Genomic DNA, 20,635 nt, shown 5'->3' on the forward strand with positions numbered 1-20,635 from the left:
CAAAAGTAACAAAGTTTCATTGTTTGCAAGCATGATACTAATTATTGAGGTATGAGGAATGATGGGAAGAAAAAGGAGAAAAGATGCACCTTTAATTAAAAATATTGCAGAGCACAAGGAGTGGCAGAAAAAAGATCGTACTCGGACATCTCTTACTCTTTTGCAGAATCAGGAAAAAATCCGCCAAAACACGAAGTTTTATTATGATCCAGAAAAAGATAAAAAAGATATAGAGCATTATTACAAAAATGTCATCGGAAAAGAAATCAAGGGGCTGAACCTATTTTACCATTATCATAATCTAGTGAAAAAAACACATAAAAATCAGCTGCCGTATTTTATATGCAAAGATCATTATTTGTATACGTGGGTCGATTTGCAGCCGGATGGAACAGTGAAAAGCATCTATTCTGGCGAAAAAAGCGATCCTAGCCGAATCATACAAGAAGATTTCGAAATAATTCAAAAAAGATATGAGCAATTTCAAGCTCTTTTAGAAATAGTGAGCAAAAAGGACATTTCTTTATTGAAAAAGATGAAAAGCATTGACTTGCGTTTAAAATATAATACAGAACATATTGTTCCGCAGTCTTGGTTTCATGCACGGGAACCGATGAAAAGCGATTTGCATCATTTATTTGTTTGTCATCCGGAGTGCAATGTCAAACGATCCAATTATCCTTTTCATGATTTTTCTTTTTATCAGCCGGAATCGCCAAAAGAAAAAATCCGCAATCGCTGCGGAGTTGTCAAAGACGGCCGATTCGAACCGGAACATGGCAAAGGTACTGTTGCGAGAGCAATGATGTATTTTTTATTGCGATACCCGAATGAAATAAAAAAAAGCAGCCTTAAACAAATTAATCTTTCTTTACTGATTCACTGGCATGAATCGTTTCCCGTTTCCATCTATGAAAAGCATCGGAACCAATCGATTTATTATATACAGGGAAACCGCAATCCTTTTATAGACTTTCAAGAGTTAGCGTATAAAATAAAGTTTCCGTTTCATATTGGATCATGTGGCGTCAAGGAATCGTGAAATCATAGACTATAGGAGCATACTTAGAGCACCTCGTTTTGCAAAATAATCACAAGAAGAGCCGTTCTTTCGAAATACCGATTGTAAAGCTCCTGATTTTTCCTGCTTAACTCTGAGCTAAAATTTCAAGATGCTCTTTCCATACAAGATGACGGTCAATGGCAGCTTGCGGTCAGAAACATTTCGGATTTTGTTTGTCTCTGTTTATTTGCAACCTGCTGATCCGTAATGGTTGCTGGTCGGCGATTTATAATGAAGAACAGACGAATGTTCGTTCGTTTGAAAAATTGGCTATATTTCTGTCATTCAGAACTCCCTAGTTTCGAGAAAAACAAGGGAGTTTTTGTTGCATATGCTTATAATGATTGACTTTTTCCCTTAGGCAACGCTTCACTATCTGCTTGCTCTTGTTTGTTCGTAACTAAAGTACGATCATTGATATTATATTTGAAATACGTTACTTTTGATTTTGTCACATCATAAGTGTGAACACCAGAATTCGGACCGAAAGAACAAAGACACATGGTTAATTCCCCCTTGTAAATGCATGAACGGCTTCGCGCTGAATTTCTGATAATCTTCTGCTGAGCTCATCTGATTCACTGCTTCGAAGATTTTGTTCTAATTGCTTTAACAAGTTCATTATTTGATCAACAGATTGTTGATCATGACCACTTCCATTCTTCGGATTACTAATGTTATTGGCATTGTTCATATCTCGGAGCACTTTATAAGGCTCGCGGTTTAACAGAAGACTAGTCACATCAGGTCGTGAATAATGTCCGATGGCATCGTGCCAATGTGCCATATCAGCAATTAATTTCATATCAACTTCAGCGTACAAAATACCTTCCTTTCCTTTTAAAGGACCGGATAATATGGAACCACCGGGTGCGATAATCGCCGTCCAGCCCCCTCCAGGCTTTATCCACTCTTTTTGATAATCAGTCTGTGTTAACTTTTCCACATTGTCCTTGTCGACTGTACTTTGACAATTGATAACAAAACATCCGCCTACTTGAGCATGATAACGCGCAGATAGTTCAGTAGACATATCAAATAATGTATCCCAACCCGTTATACTTGAAAATCCTACCCATACGGCACAATGCAGCTGGGAGCGTTGTGCGATAAGGGAATGACGTACCAAATCCATAGTATGCTCCCAGCAGACCAGCCCGCTCATTCGTCCCAGCTCTGTGTCATAAACATTTAGATAACTTCCATCTCCCATGCCCCAATGAACACGCTCAACATGAGTCGGCATCAATTTCCTGTGTTTGCCAAAAATTTTCCCTTTATTATCAATAAATAAAATTGTGTTATAGCATGTTTTTCCGTCGCGCTCTGAAATACCAATAACGACATGTATATTATGTTTTCGTGCAGCTTCACATAAAGCATCAGTTGTTTTACTAGGTATTTCTACAGAATTGAGAAACCATTCCTTAAATAGTTCATGATACCACATTGGTGTTCCTAACCAGATGTGATACGGATAGCCAGGAATATAAGACTCAGGCAATACAACTAATTGAGCCCCTTGTTTCGCCGATTCTTCAATTAGCGAAATAGCTTTTTCCAAGCATTTTTCCCTGTCATATAAAATCGAAGAGGCTTGTACGGCAGCAACCGTGAATTTCTCATTTGAAAAATCGCTCATCAGCTAATCCCACCCCATAGAATTTTTAATTATAAGAATAATTAGAATATACAGTAAATTTTATTTGAGTTCAATAAAAAAATTACGTTTTTTATACGAATGAATAATAAGAATTTGTATTATGATTCATATATCTTTCCTTAATTTATGATAAAATATGGATTTTTTATAATTATATTTTAAAATTTAGATAAAATTTTAAATATTTTTCATTATGTTTCTTTTATGAAATTATAAATAACATTATGTAATTGTGTTAGTATATTAGCTGATTCCTAACAAGACGGTTAAGAAGAGCTCGTACATCCAAGGACATTCGATTTTACAGTAAGTGTCAAACGAATCCCGTCTTATCTTTTCCGGATGGACAGTTTTTTCGTCGCTGTTGATTACAAGCGACTGGGTAAGATCTTTGACCTTGTACTTCTTTATATTCTAAATCCTTGTTGGGAAGTCTATAGATAAATTAAATAAGTAATTGGATTTAAATCCATTTACTTGATGCAGCATCCATTTCGGACTGCCTTAATGCCTGAAAATGAGATTTATCAGAAGGAGGATGTCATTCGTTCAGAAGGTGTCCTTAATATTTGATAATAACGAGAACAGATCAGTTCATCCCAAAATTGTAAAGCGAAAATTCAAAAAAAGGAATGAAAGCGTAATCAATTTTAGGAAAAGTGGCCTAAAATTGTGCTTAGAAAGGAGGTACAAATGCTACTAGACATTCGAAGCAATTGTCTTTTGAAAGAAGTAATCAAAAATCCAAACATTAGTAGCAATGAACTTGCTCAAAAATTCAACTTGAGCAAGAGACAGATCAATTATAGTTTTTCCAAGATCAATGATTGGCTTTATGAACAAAATTTCCCTCAGATTGAAAGGACAAATCACGGCTATTTTGTTGTAGATCCGAGTTTACTAAAAGTATTGAGTGAAAAGGAAAATACTCAATCAGTCGATTTTTATGATTTATCGAAACTGCAGCGCGTCCATTTCATTATATTGATGATTTTAACGAGAATGGATGCCTTATCGTTGGCTCATTTCACATCTGAACTAAAAGTGAGCAAGAATACCGTTATTGACGATTTGAAAAAAGTAAAGGATATTGTCGAACAACACGGCCTTGAATACAAGTATTCAAGAAAATATGGATACGTCATTGAGGGAGACGAATTTCAATGCCGGAAACTGTTAATCTCTATCACGAACAGCATCTGGACAGCAGATCAAGGAAAAGAAAAGATCATTCAGATTTCGCAATTATCTGTAGATGAGTTAGAGGAATTTAAAAATCGCCTCGAAAAAGTGGAGGCATCGTTAAATCTGAAATTTACAGACGAAAAACTTGAGTTAATGCCTTATATTTTAATTTTTATTTTAAGAAGAATACGGAAAGGCCATCATATCGGTTCTTTTAACCTTAATTATAATGAGATTTCCGGCACAAAAGAATACTTGGCAACGGAAGAACTTTTGCATGATTTTCCAAATGTTTCAGAGGAAGAACGGCTCTTTATTACTCTGAACTTGCTGACAACGAATGTTTATTGGTCTAAAGAGGAGATTGATAAAGAAATTCCTGAATTAAAAAGCGCGCTAAGTCAAGTGATCGACAACTTTGAAAAAAATACGTTCATTTTTTTGAAGGATAAAGAGCAGCTTCTTCAAAAGCTCGTCCTTCATATGAAGCCCGCCTATTTTCGAATTAAATACAATTTAACTGATACAAATGATGTTCTTGATGATATCAATAAAAATTTCAAGGAATTGCATCATCTTGTTAAAAAATCGGTTAAACCGCTGGAAGATTTAATCGGTTCAGCTATTCCGGAAAGTGAGATTGCTTATTTAACAATTTTAATCGGCGGGTGGCTTTCCAGGCAGGGCGACAATATTAGCCAAAGAATGAAAGCCATAGTTGTCTGCCCAAAAGGAATATCAGTTTCCAGATTGATGTATGGGACGCTAAGAGAACTGTTTCCTGAATTTATTTTTCTTGATTCATTGTCTGTGCGCGAATTCCAACAATATGAAATGGATTATGACATTGTCTTTTCTCCAGTTTATTTGAAAACAAATAAAAAGTTCTTCCTTGTAGATCATTTTATTGGTGCTGAAGAAAAAAGACGATTGCGAAAAGAAGTGATGTCTGACTTATATGGGTTTGTACCTGAAGTAATAAATGTTGAAGAATTAATGGGAATTATTGAAAAGCATGCTGTCATTAAAAATAAAAAAGAGCTTTACAATGCGATTCAAAGCTATATTCACCAAGGCTCTAACAACAAGTTAGAAAATCATTCTATTAAAAATCCGAATTTATGCGATTTAATTACTCCTTCAACGATGATATTCCGCCATTCGGTTCGTAGTTGGGAAGAAGCGATTAAACTGGCGGCCCAGCCTTTGCTGAAGGATAAAAGCATTAAAGAACAATATGTTGAAGCAATGATCAAACATTGCCAATCAGATCCTTATTTTGTCATCAGTGAACATGTAGCCATTCCACATGCTTCACTTGATGAAGGAGTAAATCGTTTATCGATGAGCTTATTGAAATTGCGAAAAGGAGTAGCCTTTGAAAACTATCAGTCCATTAAGTTAATCATTGTGATTGCAGCTTTAGATAAAGATCAACATTTAAAAGCATTCATGCAATTAATGAATTTAGTGAGAAATGAACAGGATTTGAATAAAGTATTGAACGCACAAAGCATGAAAGACTTACATGAAGTTCTGAAATTATATGCACAAGAATAAAAGCTCTTTTATTAATGGAGTAGGTGATATACCAGTGATTGATTTGCATTTTGATGAATCTTTGATTTTTTGCGACTTAAAAGCGAAGGATCAGGAAGAAGTTTTGAAAGTAATGGGAAACCATCTTTACGAAAAAAACTTTGTAAAAGAGAGTTTTATAGATGCAATTATTGAGAGGGAAAAAACCTTTCCGACCGGTCTCCCAACTTCCAGTAATATATCTGTCGCCATTCCCCATACGGATTCCGTTCATGTCAATAAAAAGGCGATCAGCTTGGCGATACTAAAAGACGCTGTTGAGTTTGGAATTATGGGGGAGCAGGAGGCAAAAACTCCGGTAAAGATTGTGTTTTTATTAGCGATCGACAAGCAAGATTCTCATTTGAAAATTTTGCAAAAACTGATAAGCATCTTTCAAAACGAGGATGTCATCAAGTTTTTAACAACAGAAAAAAATAAAACATTAATCAAAACAAAAATTATAGAATGTTTAGATTTAAAGGAGATGAATTGAAATGAAGAAAAAACAAGTATTAGTCGCATGTGGTGCTGGAATTGCTACTTCAACTATTGTCAATGATGCGGTGCAACAGCTTTGCAAAGAACATAACATTGAATGTGAAATTATTCAAATAAAAATTACAGAAGTTGGTTCTTATGTGGACACGGCTGACTTATTAATTAGTACAACAATTGTACAACAGGAGTACCCGTTCCCGGTTATTAATGCACGCGCTTTCTTAACAGGCATTGGACTGGATGAAGTGAAAAAAGAAATTTTGGAAGCGCTGAAAAATTAAACAAACGTTTGATTATTTTGGTAGGGGTTTAAGGAGGGGAAAAATATGCAAGGTTTTGTTGATGCGATACGAGCATTTTTAGATTTAGGTGCAACAGTTATTTTGCCCGTAGCGATTTTTATACTAGGGTTAATTTTCGGACAAAAACCCGGAAAAGCCTTTCGGGCCGGTTTGACGATTGGTGTTGCATTCGTAGGGATTTTCTTAGTAGTTGATCTTTTAGTCAATAATCTAGGGCCGGCAGCTCAAGGAATGGTTGATCGATTTGGAATCGAACTGAATGTTATTGATGTAGGTTGGCCGGCTGCTGCATCGATTTCTTGGGCCTCCCCAATCGCAGCCTTTATCATTCCTCTCGGATTGTTAGTAAATGTTTTGATGCTTGTGACAAAAACGACAAAAACAATGAATGTAGATATTTGGAATTTTTGGCATTACACTTTTACCGGTGCAATTGTATATACGTTATCAGGCAGTATTTTTCAAGGTTTAATTGCCGCGGTATTATTCCAAATTGCTTGCTTGAAAATTGCAGATTGGACAGCTCCGATGCTTGATAAATATTTCGGGCTTCCGGGAATTTCTGTTGCAACGGGAAGCACGGTTTCATACGCAGTTCTTGGTATCCCATTGATCCAATTGATTCAAAAAATACCAGGTCTTAAAAATTTAAATGCTGATCCGGAAACGATTCAAAAAAGATTTGGGATCTTTGGTGAACCGATCTTTATGGGGCTAATTTTAGGTGTCGCATTAGGATTATTGGCTGGATATTCTGTCGGAGATACGATCGAAATCGGGATGTCTATGGCAGCAGTTATGGTGTTAATGCCGAGAATGGTGAAAATTTTAATGGAAGGTTTAATGCCGATTTCTGAATCAGCTAGAGAACTGCTTCAAAAGAAATTCGGCGCACAAAATATTTATATCGGGCTAGATGCTGCCGTTGCAATTGGTCACCCGTCCGTAATTTCAACAGCTCTTATTTTAGTACCGATCACAGTTGCAATCGCCATTATTTTACCTGGAAATAACGTTCTTCCGTTTGGGGACTTAGCTACCATTCCTTTCATTGTTGCATTTATTGTCGGTGCTGCAAGAGGAAACATTGTTCATTCGGTAATCGTTGGTACGTTGTTAATCGCCCTGTCACTGTACATGGCGACAGATTTGGCGGCGCTCCATACTGAGATGGCTGTAGAATCTAAATTTAACATGCCTGAAGGAGCGAGCAAAATCTCTAGTATCGACCAAGGTGGAAATCTGATCAATTACGTTATCTATAGAATTTTTGCGCTATTCAATTAATAGTCTCCAATATTGCAGCTTGCTGGAGGGATAAAGAAATGAAAGCTTTAGTAAAAAAAGAACTAGGATTTGGGAACTTGGAAATAGTAGATGTGGAAGAACCGAAAGTCGGACCGGATCAAGTCAAAATTTTAGTGAAATACAGCGGAATATGCGGTACGGACATTCATACGTATGAAGGACATTACAAAGTGAAGGCCCCCGTTACGTTAGGCCATGAATTTTCCGGTGTAGTAGCAGAAGTCGGGGAGAATGTAACTGAATTTCAGGTAGGAGATCGGGTAACCTCTGAAACTACTTATTATATATGCGGAACATGTAAATACTGTAAGTCCGGTGATTACAATTTATGCAGCAACAGAAAAGGGCTGGGCACGCAGCAAGATGGAAGCTTTGCAACCTATTTGATTGCACGTAAAGAAAGTGTTCATAAGCTTCCTGAAAATGTAGATTTTCTATCTGCAGCGATGACGGAGCCGCTTGCATGTGCACATCATGCAGTAAAGAAAGCTACGATTCATCAAGGTGATGTCGTTTTAGTACTCGGCCCCGGTCCGATTGGTTTATTAGTCGCTCAAGTCGTAAAAGATTTAGGAGCTAAAGTTATCATAACCGGATTAAGCAATGACAAGCTGCGGCTGGAAAAGGCAAAAGAGCTTGGACTGGATTATGCCGTAAACATTCAAGAAGAAGACGTCAAACAATTAGTCAATGATTTGACGGATGGCTACGGTGTAGACGCAGTATTTGAATGTACCGGTGCTGTACCTGCTTTGAACATGGGGCTCGATTTATTGAAAAAGAAAGGCCAATTTGTACAGGTTGGCATTTATGCAAAATCTGAAATCCCTATTGATATGGAAAAAATTATTCAAAAAGAAATTGTATTTACCGGATCTCGCAGTCAAAAACCAAGCGATTGGGAGCCGTCTTTAGCCTTGATGAATGAAAATAGAGTAAATACTAAAACACTTGTAACACATCAATTCAACATTTCTGAATGGGATAAAGCATACGAAGCAATTAAAAGCGGCGATGCAATTAAAGTTATTTTAACTCCTGTTCATGAATAATCAGTTGTTCCCCACCGCATAGCAGGTGGGGATATGTCTCATGTAAGTCTTGGCAAAGGGGAAGAAGTAAAGTATTGACAAACATGTCAATAAGAAGGTGAAAAAATGATTGAGAGCATCATAGATTTTATTCTTGGACCGTATGGGAGAATGGTCAGCGATTTTTATATTGAACATCAATTTATCATAAATTCAATCGTGTTGGCAGTTGCATTTTACAAGCTTTTCAAAAATAAATCTAAAGGTGTTCGTTCGGAGCAAGATATGAAGGTTCATAACGAAAATTAAACCATGCGGGAAAGGGAATAGGAAATGAAAGCACTAAAACTTTACGGAAAACGAGATCTGCGGTTCGAGGATGCTAGTGAACCAAGGATAGAAAATGAGAACGACGTGATCATTAAAGTAAAAGCAACAGGCATATGCGGTTCAGACATTTCAAGATATGCAAAACTGGGACCTTACGTACAAGGGATGATTTGGGGACATGAATTTTCCGGTGAAGTGGTAGAAGTTGGTCCTTCTGTCTCTCATGTAAAAGCAGGAGACAGGGTTGTCGGCTGTCCTGCTTTATATTGCGGTAAATGTGAAAGCTGCAAAAAAGGGATTTTGTCCCAATGTGAAAGCTTGCATGTTATTGGAGCCTTACAGCCGGGATCCTTTGCCGAATATGTGAAATTGCCTAGTGAAAATGTGCTTTTAATACCGGACGAGATAAGCTATGACTCCGCTGCTTTGATTGAGCCGTCATCCGTTGTCGTACACGGGCTTTACCGGACATCGTTGCAGCCGGGTGACAGCGTTGCTGTCATGGGATGCGGAACTATCGGGCTTCTCGCAGTCCAATGGGCAAAAATTTTTGGAGCAAGTGAAATCTTTGCGATTGATATCGATGATCAGAAATTAAATATTGCCAAAGAAATGGGAGCGGATTTTACGATTAATCCTCTTGAAAAATCGGCATATGATCAAATCATGGAGCTGACGAATGGAAAAGGAGTAGACATTGCTGTAGAATCAGCGGGATCCCCTGTAACTTCCGCCCAAGTTTTTTCATTAGCGAAAAAGAGAGGGCAGGTTGTATTTATGGGAATTCCATACGGAGACGTCCTAGTCGAAAGATTTTACTTTGAAAAAATCGTCCGAAACGAATTAACCGTATTAGGATCTTGGAATGCCATATCGTCTCCGTTTCCGGGAAAAGAATGGAAAACGACCATCGATTGTATGAGAACCGGAAAAATAAACGCTGAGGCGCTGATCACACATCGCATCACGTTAGAGGAAGGACCGAAAATGTTTGAAAAAATTTTAGAAAAAAAAGAGTTCATCGGCAAAGTATTGTTTTATCCGGAAATTAGGCTTTAATTTTCAGCCGCTGTTTGAGCTATGCGGAAAGCTTATTCTTGCCATTTGAACTATTGTTGCCTGCTTGGAGCTTCATTTGCAAAATATACAAATGAATAAAAACAGCTGAACAAAGTCTAGCCTTCCTTATTTGGGAGGCATTCAGACTGTCGGCGAATGCTTTCATCCAGCGTCACTGGCCTCGTCCGCTCATGAACTTTTTTGGTTCGATTCGCATCTTCTCTAAAGATCAGTTCCTTGTCTGCCAAGCGTTTTTAAGACAGACTAAGGTGGAAAAAATCGAAATGAATAGACGCTTAGATGGTAGGGCTGTCCAAAAAGTCAGGGTTAACTGACTTTTTGGAGCCATTCATTTGGTACAGTCAAAATATTCCGTTGGAGAGGTGCCCAAGTTAACTGACTTTTTGGAGCCACTTCATTTTAGGGATTTATCGGACAAACCATTTTTTCCTATCTTGTTTAATCCTTCAGAAGTCTTATGAAGGATTTTTCTGATGTTCTCTTTCTGAATTACGTTCTTCAAAAGTTTTATGATGGACATTCAGCACATACAATTGCTTCTTGTTGGACTTCATTGCCTCTATGAAGGACATTTACAAATTTTATTCGATTATTTTTGTCCTTCACAGTAGTATTCCTCCCCAATCCTTCATTTTAGGAACCCATCGGACTGTCATTTTTATATAGAGAATTTTGTTTGAATTTGCTCTGTACGCCCCTTGATAACCATCCCTGTCATTATGCAGTATGTCAATCTTTCGTTTGTTTTGTCACCATAAAAATAATGGCTCATCTTTCAATACATAAGTGCTGCGTTTTGCCTTGCCAATCCATTCAAGAGGTGTTTGTGGATTTTTGGACAGCTGGATTTCATGCTTTAACTCTTACCTTTGATTGAAAATTGCCATATCAACCTTGATTTTTATTCTGAATATTTATATTAGCGACGCTGTATAAATGAGATGTTCTTTGGATAGATAATTCAAACGTTGATCATGGATTGTTTAACATTCGATCACAATTGGTAACAGGAATTGAAAAGGGGACATTGAAGAAAAATAACATGGCAATTCAAAAAACTTCCTAGATTTTTTTAAAACAGGAGGCATTGGTTGTGAAAGTTTTTCGTTTTCCAGAAAATCCACTGATTGCTCCGGACGATGTAAAACCTTTTCACCGTGGACATGAAGTAATAGGAGTTTTTAATGCTGGTGTTGCCCAGTTGAACGGCGAAGTGCTTTTATTGCTGCGCGTTGCTGAGCGTCCTGTCTGTACTGATCCAAATGTCGTGAAAATTTCTTATATCGATTTTTCTTCAGGAAAAGGAAAGCTGAAAGAGATGGAATTGCAAAAAAATGACAAAAGATATGATTTTTCTGACCCAAGAATGATTTTTTACAGTGATTCCATGCATAGAGCTGCCTATGTCACATCTTTATCTTATTTTCGGCTTGCCCGCAGCAAAGACGGACGGAATTTCACCATTGATGATAAACCTTTCATGTATCCGGAAACTGAACGTGAAGCATGGGGGATTGAAGACCCAAGAATTACTAAGATTGGTGCATCTTTTTACATTCAGTACAGCGCAGTGTCGCCTGAAGGCATTGGAGTGGGGCTTGCCTCAACAACTGATTTTAAAACATGCAGGCGGCTAGGGTTAATTTTTCATCCTGAAAACAAAGATGTGGCCATTTTTCCTGAAAAAATTAATGGCAAGTACTATGCGCTGCATCGGCCTGTACCGAAAGGAATCGGCAGACCGGAAATATGGATTGCTGAATCGGACAATCTTTTATATTGGGGAAATCATCGGCATTTGCTTAGTCTTAGCGAAAAAGGATGGGACAGCTGCCGCATTGGCGGGGGAGCAGTTCCGTTTAAAACCGATAGAGGCTGGTTAGCTATTTATCATGGCGCTGATCAAAACGACTGCTATTCTTTAGGTGCTCTGCTTCTAGACTTGAATGATCCTGGGAGAATGTTAGCTAAGACGGAGGAACCCATTTTAAAGCCTGAAGCGGATTATGAAATGAACGGATTCTTCGGTCAGGTTGTATTTACATGCGGAGCTTTGACGGAAAATGGTACAGTTCGGATTTATTATGGTGCATCGGATCAATCGATTGCAGGTGCGGAAATTCCTCTTGAAGAAATAATGGAAAAACTTTGAAAATGTTTTATTTGAAATAGGGCAGGGCATATAAATAATTTGCTGATCTTTGTAAATGATATAATTGACGAAATACTTTTGTTATGTAAAATAATTAAAAGAATTCTTTTGAAAAGGTAAATAATATGATGAATCCATTTGTAAAATATTTTTCCCCCGTTACACATCATTGTCAAGCATCATTGGAATTGAATATGATAAAACATCAGAAAGTCTTTGCTAGAAACAGAAATGCAAAAGTGTGGAGGGAGCTTTTGTGCGGTTGGAGAAAACGGGCATTAAGTCAAGCGCTAAGCTGCTAAAAGAATTTGAAAATGCTCCTCAGCCGATCAATCCACAAAAGTTAATTTTCAAAGGTGTAGGAAATAGGGACGTATATAATATCTCGGCGCCGTTTTTAGATGATGGGGAACTTGTCATAGCAGGTAGAGTAGAGCCTCGAAACAGCGAGCATTCAGAAGTATATTTCTTTGTAAATCGGGATGGAAAGTGGATTCCGAAAGAAGGAGCGCCGAAATTTCAGCTGCAGGATCCGTTCGTGACGAGAATTGGCGGAGATTTAGTTTTTGGCGGAGTTGAAATTTTTCCGCATCCCACTTTTAAAAGCTCACTTTGGTGGAGAACGCTTTTTTATAAAGGGAAAAATATTGCAGATTTAGAAAAATTCGCTAAAGGTCCTGAAGGCATGAAGGATATCAGAGTGATTGAATTAAAAGACGGATCAATTGGAGTGTTGACAAGGCCTCAAGGCGAGAAAGGCGGTCTCGGCAAAATTGGGTTTATCCGAATACCGACTCTTGATGATCTTAATCCCGAAAATCTCGAAAAAGCCACGCTTTTAGAGGGCCAATTTACGGATGAAGAATGGGGAGGAGCAAACGAACTGCATTTGCTTTCTAACGGTCTGATTGGTGTGCTCGGACATATAGCAAGCAAAGATGAACAAGGGAACCGCCATTATTATCCGATGGTGTTTGTATTAGATCCTGATACAATGAAATTTTCTGATATGGAACTCATTGCAACGAGATCCCATTTTTTGAAAGGCGCTGCCAAGCGGCCTGACCTTGTCAATGTAGTTTTCAGCGGCGGTTTAATCAGAAAAGGGGATGGAACAGCTGATCTATATGTAGGCACCAGCGATGCAGAAGCGCAAAAAATTACCATTGCTGATCCGTTTGTGAAGTATGAAAAATAAGGAAGATTGCAAAATAAAAGGTTCATCATCAAAAGGCGGGGGTGACAAATTTCCTTCCCGTTTCTAGGCGGATACGAAAGAAAAGATGTTCGTTGTTTCGGTATCCATCCCCCCTTTTTGATGAGTTTTATTTTATTTTTTCCCAAAGCAAATGGGACAAAGAATGCATGGAGGTGCTGCTTGGGTTGGAAAAACAGCAGGCACTCCATCAGAAGGCATAGAAACCATAAAAAAGATGGTAATGGCAGCATAGATTTGATAAATTAGTTTGTCTAGTCAACAATTACGATACTAGAGTTTTCGCTTTTTTATACGTATTAATGGAAAAATTATTCATTTTTCTATTAACAACCCCAAGTATGGTGAGAAATAAAGCCCAGATTATCCACATGGAATGGAATAATCTGGGCTTTGTAATTTTCTTAAGCCTTTATTTGTATTTTATCATTCAGCTCTCTATTCGCTCCATCTTTTACAGACCAAATAGCTATGAAGCTGATCAATGCAGCGAAAATAATATAAATGGCAACAGGAATGTAGGAATTGTTAAATTCCACTAATAAAGCGGTTGCAATTAACGGTGCGGTCCCTCCGGCAACTGCAGCCCCAAGCTGATAGCCTAGAGATATTCCCGTATATCGAACTTTGGCCGAAAAAATTTCTGAAATCATTGTGCCGAGAACTGCATTCACAGATCCCCAAATAACACCTAGGCCGATCACCGTTGCTAAAATTAATAAAAACACCGAATTTTGTTGAAGCATCCAAAAATATGGGAACGCATATAAAATAGTGAGTATAATTCCGCTAATATAAATCGTTTTTCGTCCGATTCGATCTGATAAGCTTCCGACGAGCGGAATGACGATTGTAGCTACGATAGAGCCGATCAGTACAGCATTTAATGCATCTGTATTATCAAAATTCAAAGTTGAAGTGGCATACGATACAATAAACGTACCGAATATATAAAACGGTGCAGTTTCCACGACTTTTGCACCCATCGCAATTAAAACCTCTTTCCAATGGTAGCGAAGAGTGTCTACCAATGGAATTTTAGCAACCTCTCCTTCTTGTTGAGCTTTTTTAAAGGCAGGCGTCTCATCAATTCCTTTTCTAATCCACAGCCCGAAAATTACAAGCAATGCACTTAACAGAAATGGAACACGCCAGCCCCATGACATAAATTGATCATGCGGCAAAAGTGACATAATTGAAAGGGCAAGGGTGCCTAAAATCAATCCTAAAGAAATTCCCATTTGAGGTACACTTCCAAAAAAACCTCTATTATTTTTTGAAGCATATTCAACAGCTAGTAAAACAGAGCCTCCCCATTCTCCGCCAAGAGCTAAACCTTGTATGAAACGCAACAGAGTCAAAAAGATAGGAGCCCAAATTCCGATCACTTGATACGTAGGCATTACCCCCATGCCAAATGTGGCAATTCCCATTAAGCTAAGGGTTAAAACCAATGTTTTCTTTCTTCCTAACCTGTCGCCAATATGGCTGAAAATAATTCCGCCAACAGGTCTGAGGAAAAACGCTAAAGCAAAAGAAGTATAGGCAATTAATAATCCGACTGTAGGGTCTTCATTAACAAAAAACAATTGGTTAAAAACTAATGATGCAACTGTTCCATAAAGAAAGTAGTCAAACCATTCAATCGCACTTCCTACTAAACTGGCAATCAATATTTTCCATTTACCCTTGACCATGGCTTTCTCCCCCTCTTTAAATTTTTCGTTATAAAATCGAATTGTTTAAACGCTTTCATTTTCACGAAGCTTTCAGTTCATTTAGAGCTTTGTCCGCCTCCTTTCATTTTATTAAATTTTCTGACAACAGATAAACGGGTCATCTGATGACCGGAAAATAGAAATATCTTTTTTTATATTAACATAAATGACATTTTTGTAAAAAGTATCTTTTTAAAAAAATTCCATTTCACGAATTATTTAACTAAATACGTAAATAAAGCAGATCATCCAACGTCCGATCTGCAAATAAAAACTAGCATCCATGACTGCTGAATGCTTTAAGAAAACGATTTGATTATTTCAGCACAATCATCAGCAGCGAATGAAATATAACAGAAAAAGCAGCTCATTGCAAAAAGAGTGCGAGCCTCCTCAGCCTGGAGCTAAAGGCTGAACTTAGAACGGCTTGAATGAATCATTATTTATCTAGGTTTCAGCAAGCAGCAGTTTAAGGACTCACATTTTATGTTTTCAAAGAAAAAAGCGCCTCCGTGGAGAGCGCTTTTTTTCTTTGAAAAGATTTTTTGGAAAGGAGTGTTTCCGATGGTCAATGTTTGAAATTAGCAATTCACTTTCGCATCACTTCTTGATTTATTAAATTGGGCGGACATAATCCTTTCAGCCCCTTTATTAAATTTTCCGCCGCCAGTTTTGCCATTGCATACCGCGTTTCATAAGTTGCTGAGCCGATATGCGGTAATGTGACGACATTATTCATTTTTAACAGAGGGTGATCTTTCGGGACAGGTTCTTGTTCAAATACATCAAGCCCGGCACCTAAAATGAGTTTGTTTTGGAGCGCGTAAATAAGGTCTTTTTCGTTGACGGTCTGGCCCCTTGAACCGTTGATGAAAATGGCGCTTCGTTTCATCAATTGAAATTGTTTTAGCCCGATTAAATGCTTTGTTTCTGATGTTAACGGCGTCATGAGGCAGACAAAGTCTGATTGTTTTAGTAAGTCCTCAAGCTCGCAATAGATGGCATGAAATTGTTCCTCTGCCTTTTGATTGCGGGATCGGTTATGATATAAAATGTTCATGCCAAAACCGAAATGTGCTCTTTTGGCAATGGCGGTGCCGATTTTCCCCATGCCAATAATCCCAAGTGTTTTATGATGAACGTCAACACCAAATAAATTTTCTCCAATCGGGGCTTCCCATTTGCCTTCTTTTACGTAACGATCTAACTCCGCCATTCTTCTAGCTGTTATAAGGAGCAGCCCAAAAATTGCGTCAGCCGTTGTTTCATTTAAAACATCAGGTGTATTGGTTGCCATAATGTTTCGTTTCGTTAATTCCTGAATGTCTAAATTGTCATATCCAACGGAAACATTGCTGACAATTCGCAATTTTGGAGCTTGCTTTAAAAAATGCTGATCGATTCGCATTCCTGCGCCAATCATCCCTTCAGCGTCATGTAAGTCATGCAAGAATATAGAATAGTCTTCACTGCCGGGGTAATATTTGATCTCACATACTTGTTTCAAGCTGTTTAAAATATCTTCAGGCAATTTTTTATATACTATCACCTTTGGTTTCATGTTTTTATCCTCCAAACATATATTTTACATCAAGGCGGAATCTATTATGGAAGAAATTGTGCTGCACGTATTCTAAAGGTGTCTTTCATGTGAGAAAAATGGAAGTAAGCGATTGACCGATCTAAAGTTGAGCATGGAGATTTTCCCAATTTATCTAGGAAAACAAAGAAGGTTATCAAGGCTGCTTGTCCACAAAACCTCTGTTGATTTTGCAATTTATCTCTTAACGGCGCGTTAATAATACAGGCTGCGAGCTTTCCCGCTTTATAACATCTAATACAAGTTTGTCGGAGCACAGTTATAAATGGGCGCAGCGATTCAAACGTCTTGGACGAGTTTGTCTGTTTGCTGAAAGGATGATGTTCTCACTAGGTAGTGTCCCTGTCAGCTGAACAACAACTTAAAACCTAAAAGCGCTCTTCTCCGTAATCAGGACTTCTGGACATTTAGCACTATTTCATGCGTTTTTTTCAATACGTTTTCGGCAATTTCATGCCCTTCAATTTTTCCTCTTTGTGCTGATTGAGAAGCAGCAATTTGTCATTCATAGATTGAAAGATACTATTTTTCAAAAATCGGTTCTTTCTATTAAATTATGTTAGTTCATTCGGAGGATGCATTTATGATCCACCCATATTATAATCAATCTGGATATTGATGGGATAGGAGGAATATTCATAATGAAAAAGAACTTCATAATAGGTGCAATAGCTGTTGTCTTAATACTTTTTGCTTTTGCTAGTTTTGGAGCAGCTCCGAAAAAAGCAGCAGGTCTTTCTCTTTTTCAATACAAAAGCGGCTATTTTACCAATTATGTCGAAACGCCAAGCTATCAAGAAAAGTGGACGAGCAGCACAAAAAATGTCTCCATCTCATACGGACGCATTGAAGCTTCAAGTGCAGCAAAAGGAACATTTAAGCTGTATATACAAATTAAACAAAATAATAAAGGAAGCTGGAAAACGATCAAAACGATCAATGCCAACAAAAACGGCACAACCCGTTTCGATTCACCGAAATTTTCACCAAAAGATCGTTACAGATTCAAGCTCGTTAACGAAGGAACCAAAAAGAAAGTTACATATAAATTGACATGGGCAACAACAGGATTTAAGAAGTGATGAGGAAATATTTCTTCATCACTTTTTAGTTGATGAAAACTATCCGTCGCCCAATATTTTGCGAACACAACCGTAGAATATTGAGAAAAGAAGCCAGCCTTTTAATCTAGTTAAGTCGAGGTCTTCTCTCGATTTCAATTTTAAGTCCTTGTGCTACTATAATAGACATGAATTCCAAACAAAGATTCTCTTCGGTGTGCATTTATTTATTTGGCTGCGGTCTGCCAAGCTGATCATCAATCGGATATTCAGTTTTTAGTATCTTAATAAAATTCGCTGCACTTTTAGACAGGTACCGATTTTTTTCGAAAATTATCGATGCTTCAGCTGTAATGGATGAATCCTCAATTTCCAGCATTTGAATGTTTGGAATTTGAAAATTGGAAACGGCAGATTTTGGGACAATCGTTGCACCTACACCTTCTGCAACTAATGATAAAAGAATCGTTACATCAGGACACTCGCATAAAATTTTTGGTTCAAATCCATGCCGCGCGCATTCATTCACAACCATTTCATACTGGCCTTTCCCGCTGATTCGGTGTAATAGAAGCAAAGGCATTTCTTTTATATCTTTCATTTGAATAGAATGATGTTTATAATTCCAATGCTGCGGGATGACGGCCACATATGGATCGCTTGGCAGTTTTATTGTTTGATATTCATCGGTATCAATGGGCAATCGTATAATCCCTACCTCTATTTCTCTGCTTTTTAAAAATTCACTGATTAAGAATGTATCTCCTTCTCTTAAATGGAATTTGACATTGGGGAATTTCTCAAGAAGCTTCCGCATTGTTTTGGGTAAATAGGAAAAGCATGATTTCACACATCCTATTGATAATGTGCCTTTCGTTCCATCGTTTATTTCTTGGACTTCCAAAATCATATCATTCAATTGATGAAGGAGCTGTTTCGTTTTTTTGTAGAAAATTTTCCCGGATTCCGTTAATTCAAGTTTTTTTCCGTTCCGTTCTAATAAAATGACTCCAAGCGTTTCCTCCAATTGCTTCAACTGATGACTTAAAGGCGGCTGCGCCATATGCAGCTTTTTCGCCGCGCGTGTAATTTGTCCTTCCTCGACAATCGCTGCAAAATATTTCAGCTGTTTAATGTCAATCAATCTGATCACCTCATGTGAAGGTGTATATTTTTTTTATATACAAAACCAATTTTTTTCATATTTTTCATATATGATATCATATGTTATATTATTTTTGAAGATTCAAAAAAGTAAATCGAATTGTGGATGAAAAAATCTATTTAAGGGGGAATGAAGATGCCTGCAAAAACTGGCAAAGAGTATATTGAGCGTTTGAAGAAAGCGAAAAGCAGCGTTTACATTCATGGGGAGAAAGTAGATGACGTAACGGAGCATCCTGCATTGAAAAATGTGATTCAATCAATGGCAAAACTTTACGATCTTCAATATGAAAAAGCTGATAAGATGCTGTATACTTCACCAACAACAGGAGAAAAAGTCGGTATAACATTTATGCAGCCTACTACAAAAGAAGAACTGATTGCAAGACGCAAAGCAATACAGGAATGGGCTCGAACTTCCGCCGGAATGATGGGGCGGTCTCCGGATTATTTAAATGCTGAAGTGATGGCAATGGGAATAGCGAATGATCTGTTCGCAGAAGATGATCCAATGTATGCGGAGAACGCAAGAAAATATTATGAATATGCGAGAGAAAACGATATTTCTTTAACACATACCCTTATACATCCGCAGATTAATCGCTCTAAAGCTCAGCATGAGCAAAAGGATGCAAATGTTTCCTTGCATTTAGTCGAGAAAAATAAAGATGGAATTATTGTTGATGGGATTCGTTTGTTGGCTACGCAAGGCGGCATAACGGATGAAATATTAGTTTTTCCTTCAACAGTTAAAAAATCAAGTGAAGGGGATGACCCGTATTCATTAGCTTTTGCAATTCCAAATAATACTCCAGGCGTAAAATTTATTTGCCGCGAAGCCTTTGACTATGGAAAAAGTCATTGGGATCATCCGCTCGGGTCGCGATTTGAAGAAGGAGATGCTATTGTTTCATTTGAAAACGTTTTCGTTCCTTGGGAACGGGTATTTGTCTGCGGCAATTCTTCCATTTGCAACCGAACCTTCCGTGAGACGAATGCCGTTGTCCACATGTCGCATCAAGTAGTTGCCAAAAATGTAGTGAAAACTGAATTTATACTTGGAGTTGTCCTTTTAATTATGGAGGCTATTGGAATTGAACAGTTTCAGCATGTAAAAGATAAAGGAACAGAAATTATGCTGACTCTTGAGACAATGCGCAGTCATTTATATCGTGCAGAGCATAATGCAAAGCTTGATAAATGGGGAACAATGACGCCGGATTTTGCTGCGCTTGATGCTGCTCGAAATTGGTACCCAAGAATTTACCCTCGTTTAGTGGAAATCTTAAGGATTCTTGGCGCTTCTGGATTAATGGCCATTCCGACAGAAGCTGATTTTAATAATGAAGAAATCGGCGATATTGTCAGAAGAGCGATGCAAGGAGCAAATATTGATGGATATGAGCGCGTTCAGTTGTTCCGTTTAGCTTGGGATATTACAATGAGTGCATTTGGAAGCCGTCAAACTCATTATGAATATTATTTCTTTGGAGATCCGGTCCGCATGGGTATGGTTTATTTTGACGGGTACGAAAAAGATTATTTCAAAGACTTGGTTCGTGAATTTTTAGGAACTACAAAAGTAACAACTGTTTAACAAATAATAAATGAAGGTGCCACACGTTAATTGTGAAAGTGATCATGACAGCATAGCGAGTTGAACTTGACTTAATATACAATATC

17 protein-coding genes are annotated in these 20,635 nt (G+C 37.8%); 12 read left to right on the top strand and 5 right to left on the bottom strand.

Annotated elements, in window-relative coordinates:
* Window positions 1-58 precede the first annotated feature (58 nt).
* Window positions 59-1,042 carry an endonuclease I family protein gene (locus NSQ61_RS17490; RefSeq protein WP_327856623.1) on the top strand — a complete coding sequence of 328 codons (984 nt, stop codon included), beginning with the start codon at window positions 59-61 and terminating at the stop codon, window positions 1,040-1,042.
* Window positions 1,043-1,398: 356 nt separating this feature from the next.
* Here NSQ61_RS17490 and NSQ61_RS17495 read toward each other — a convergent pair whose 3' ends face one another.
* On the bottom strand, window positions 1,399-1,566 hold the full coding sequence (locus tag NSQ61_RS17495; protein ID WP_157727840.1) for a hypothetical protein: 168 nt from the start codon (window positions 1,564-1,566) through the stop codon (window positions 1,399-1,401).
* A 2-nt stretch (window positions 1,567-1,568) separates the two neighbouring features.
* Complete coding sequence (locus NSQ61_RS17500; protein ID WP_327856621.1) at window positions 1,569-2,705, bottom strand: carbon-nitrogen hydrolase family protein; 1,137 nt, start codon at window positions 2,703-2,705, stop codon at window positions 1,569-1,571.
* A 714-nt stretch (window positions 2,706-3,419) separates the two neighbouring features.
* On the opposite strand from NSQ61_RS17500, the gene NSQ61_RS17505 reads away from it, so the two are divergent.
* The 9 genes from NSQ61_RS17505 (at window position 3,420) to NSQ61_RS17545 (ending at window position 13,391) form a co-directional block, all read left to right on the top strand.
* The gene (locus NSQ61_RS17505) at window positions 3,420-5,471 is read left to right on the top strand and encodes a BglG family transcription antiterminator (RefSeq protein ID WP_340807699.1); all 2,052 of its coding nucleotides are present in this window, start codon (window positions 3,420-3,422) and stop codon (window positions 5,469-5,471) included.
* Window positions 5,472-5,505: 34 nt separating this feature from the next.
* The gene (locus tag NSQ61_RS17510; protein ID WP_311066594.1) at window positions 5,506-5,985 is read left to right on the top strand and encodes a PTS sugar transporter subunit IIA; all 480 of its coding nucleotides are present in this window, start codon (window positions 5,506-5,508) and stop codon (window positions 5,983-5,985) included.
* A 1-nt stretch (window position 5,986) separates the two neighbouring features.
* A complete protein-coding gene (locus tag NSQ61_RS17515) occupies window positions 5,987-6,271 on the top strand; it encodes a PTS sugar transporter subunit IIB (protein WP_063388867.1) in 285 nt (94 codons plus the stop codon).
* Between the two features lie 45 nt (window positions 6,272-6,316).
* Entirely contained in the window at window positions 6,317-7,579 is a 1,263-nt protein-coding gene (locus tag NSQ61_RS17520) for a PTS galactitol transporter subunit IIC (protein ID WP_340807701.1), read from the top strand.
* Between the two features lie 38 nt (window positions 7,580-7,617).
* A complete protein-coding gene (locus NSQ61_RS17525; RefSeq protein ID WP_340807703.1) occupies window positions 7,618-8,652 on the top strand; it encodes a zinc-binding dehydrogenase in 1,035 nt (344 codons plus the stop codon).
* Window positions 8,653-8,757: 105 nt separating this feature from the next.
* Entirely contained in the window at window positions 8,758-8,940 is a 183-nt protein-coding gene (locus NSQ61_RS17530; RefSeq protein WP_066251194.1) for a hypothetical protein, read from the top strand.
* Window positions 8,941-8,964: 24 nt separating this feature from the next.
* A complete protein-coding gene (locus tag NSQ61_RS17535; RefSeq protein ID WP_066251196.1) occupies window positions 8,965-10,020 on the top strand; it encodes a galactitol-1-phosphate 5-dehydrogenase in 1,056 nt (351 codons plus the stop codon).
* A gap of 1,114 nt (window positions 10,021-11,134) precedes the next feature.
* Window positions 11,135-12,193, top strand: coding sequence for a BtaManbiosPhlase (locus tag NSQ61_RS17540; protein ID WP_340807706.1), 1,059 nt, complete (start codon window positions 11,135-11,137; stop codon window positions 12,191-12,193).
* A gap of 256 nt (window positions 12,194-12,449) precedes the next feature.
* A complete protein-coding gene (locus NSQ61_RS17545; RefSeq protein ID WP_063388861.1) occupies window positions 12,450-13,391 on the top strand; it encodes an MTP-1 family protein in 942 nt (313 codons plus the stop codon).
* A 422-nt stretch (window positions 13,392-13,813) separates the two neighbouring features.
* Here NSQ61_RS17545 and NSQ61_RS17550 read toward each other — a convergent pair whose 3' ends face one another.
* Together NSQ61_RS17550 and NSQ61_RS17555 are read right to left on the bottom strand one after the other, a co-directional pair.
* Window positions 13,814-15,106: an MFS transporter gene (locus tag NSQ61_RS17550; protein ID WP_066252165.1), complete on the bottom strand. Its 1,293-nt coding sequence runs from the start codon at window positions 15,104-15,106 to the stop codon at window positions 13,814-13,816.
* Window positions 15,107-15,716: 610 nt separating this feature from the next.
* Entirely contained in the window at window positions 15,717-16,688 is a 972-nt protein-coding gene (locus tag NSQ61_RS17555; RefSeq protein WP_340807710.1) for a 2-hydroxyacid dehydrogenase, read from the bottom strand.
* A gap of 680 nt (window positions 16,689-17,368) precedes the next feature.
* Here NSQ61_RS17555 and NSQ61_RS17560 point away from each other — a divergent pair.
* The gene (locus tag NSQ61_RS17560) at window positions 17,369-17,809 is read left to right on the top strand and encodes a hypothetical protein (RefSeq protein ID WP_327848107.1); all 441 of its coding nucleotides are present in this window, start codon (window positions 17,369-17,371) and stop codon (window positions 17,807-17,809) included.
* A gap of 202 nt (window positions 17,810-18,011) precedes the next feature.
* Here NSQ61_RS17560 and NSQ61_RS17565 read toward each other — a convergent pair whose 3' ends face one another.
* On the bottom strand, window positions 18,012-18,932 hold the full coding sequence (locus NSQ61_RS17565) for a LysR family transcriptional regulator (protein WP_063388857.1): 921 nt from the start codon (window positions 18,930-18,932) through the stop codon (window positions 18,012-18,014).
* Between the two features lie 156 nt (window positions 18,933-19,088).
* Between NSQ61_RS17565 and hpaB the strand changes: the two genes are divergently transcribed.
* Complete coding sequence (hpaB, locus tag NSQ61_RS17570) at window positions 19,089-20,549, top strand: 4-hydroxyphenylacetate 3-monooxygenase, oxygenase component (RefSeq protein WP_327873367.1); 1,461 nt, start codon at window positions 19,089-19,091, stop codon at window positions 20,547-20,549.
* The last annotated feature ends 86 nt before the right edge of the window (window positions 20,550-20,635 follow it).

The sequence above is a fragment of the Aeribacillus sp. FSL K6-1121 genome, from assembly GCF_038003725.1.
In the GTDB taxonomy this organism is placed as follows: Bacteria; Bacillota; Bacilli; order Bacillales; family Aeribacillaceae; genus Aeribacillus; species Aeribacillus composti.

Bases quoted from the DNA above. Each gene is read 5' to 3' on its own strand.
- NSQ61_RS17550 (WP_066252165.1), bottom strand. From the start codon at position 15,106: ATGGTCAAGGGTAAATGGAAAATATTGATTGCCAGTTTAGTAGGAAGT.
- NSQ61_RS17490 (WP_327856623.1), top strand. From the start codon at position 59: ATGATGGGAAGAAAAAGGAGAAAAGATGCACCTTTAATTAAAAATATT.
- NSQ61_RS17525 (WP_340807703.1), top strand. From the start codon at position 7,618: ATGAAAGCTTTAGTAAAAAAAGAACTAGGATTTGGGAACTTGGAAATA.
- NSQ61_RS17520 (WP_340807701.1), top strand. From the start codon at position 6,317: ATGCAAGGTTTTGTTGATGCGATACGAGCATTTTTAGATTTAGGTGCA.
- NSQ61_RS17530 (WP_066251194.1), top strand. From the start codon at position 8,758: ATGATTGAGAGCATCATAGATTTTATTCTTGGACCGTATGGGAGAATG.
- NSQ61_RS17505 (WP_340807699.1), top strand. From the start codon at position 3,420: ATGCTACTAGACATTCGAAGCAATTGTCTTTTGAAAGAAGTAATCAAA.
- NSQ61_RS17495 (WP_157727840.1), bottom strand. From the start codon at position 1,566: ATGTGTCTTTGTTCTTTCGGTCCGAATTCTGGTGTTCACACTTATGAT.
- NSQ61_RS17560 (WP_327848107.1), top strand. From the start codon at position 17,369: ATGAAAAAGAACTTCATAATAGGTGCAATAGCTGTTGTCTTAATACTT.
- hpaB (WP_327873367.1), top strand. From the start codon at position 19,089: ATGCCTGCAAAAACTGGCAAAGAGTATATTGAGCGTTTGAAGAAAGCG.
- NSQ61_RS17500 (WP_327856621.1), bottom strand. From the start codon at position 2,705: ATGAGCGATTTTTCAAATGAGAAATTCACGGTTGCTGCCGTACAAGCC.
- NSQ61_RS17555 (WP_340807710.1), bottom strand. From the start codon at position 16,688: ATGAAACCAAAGGTGATAGTATATAAAAAATTGCCTGAAGATATTTTA.
- NSQ61_RS17535 (WP_066251196.1), top strand. From the start codon at position 8,965: ATGAAAGCACTAAAACTTTACGGAAAACGAGATCTGCGGTTCGAGGAT.
- NSQ61_RS17515 (WP_063388867.1), top strand. From the start codon at position 5,987: ATGAAGAAAAAACAAGTATTAGTCGCATGTGGTGCTGGAATTGCTACT.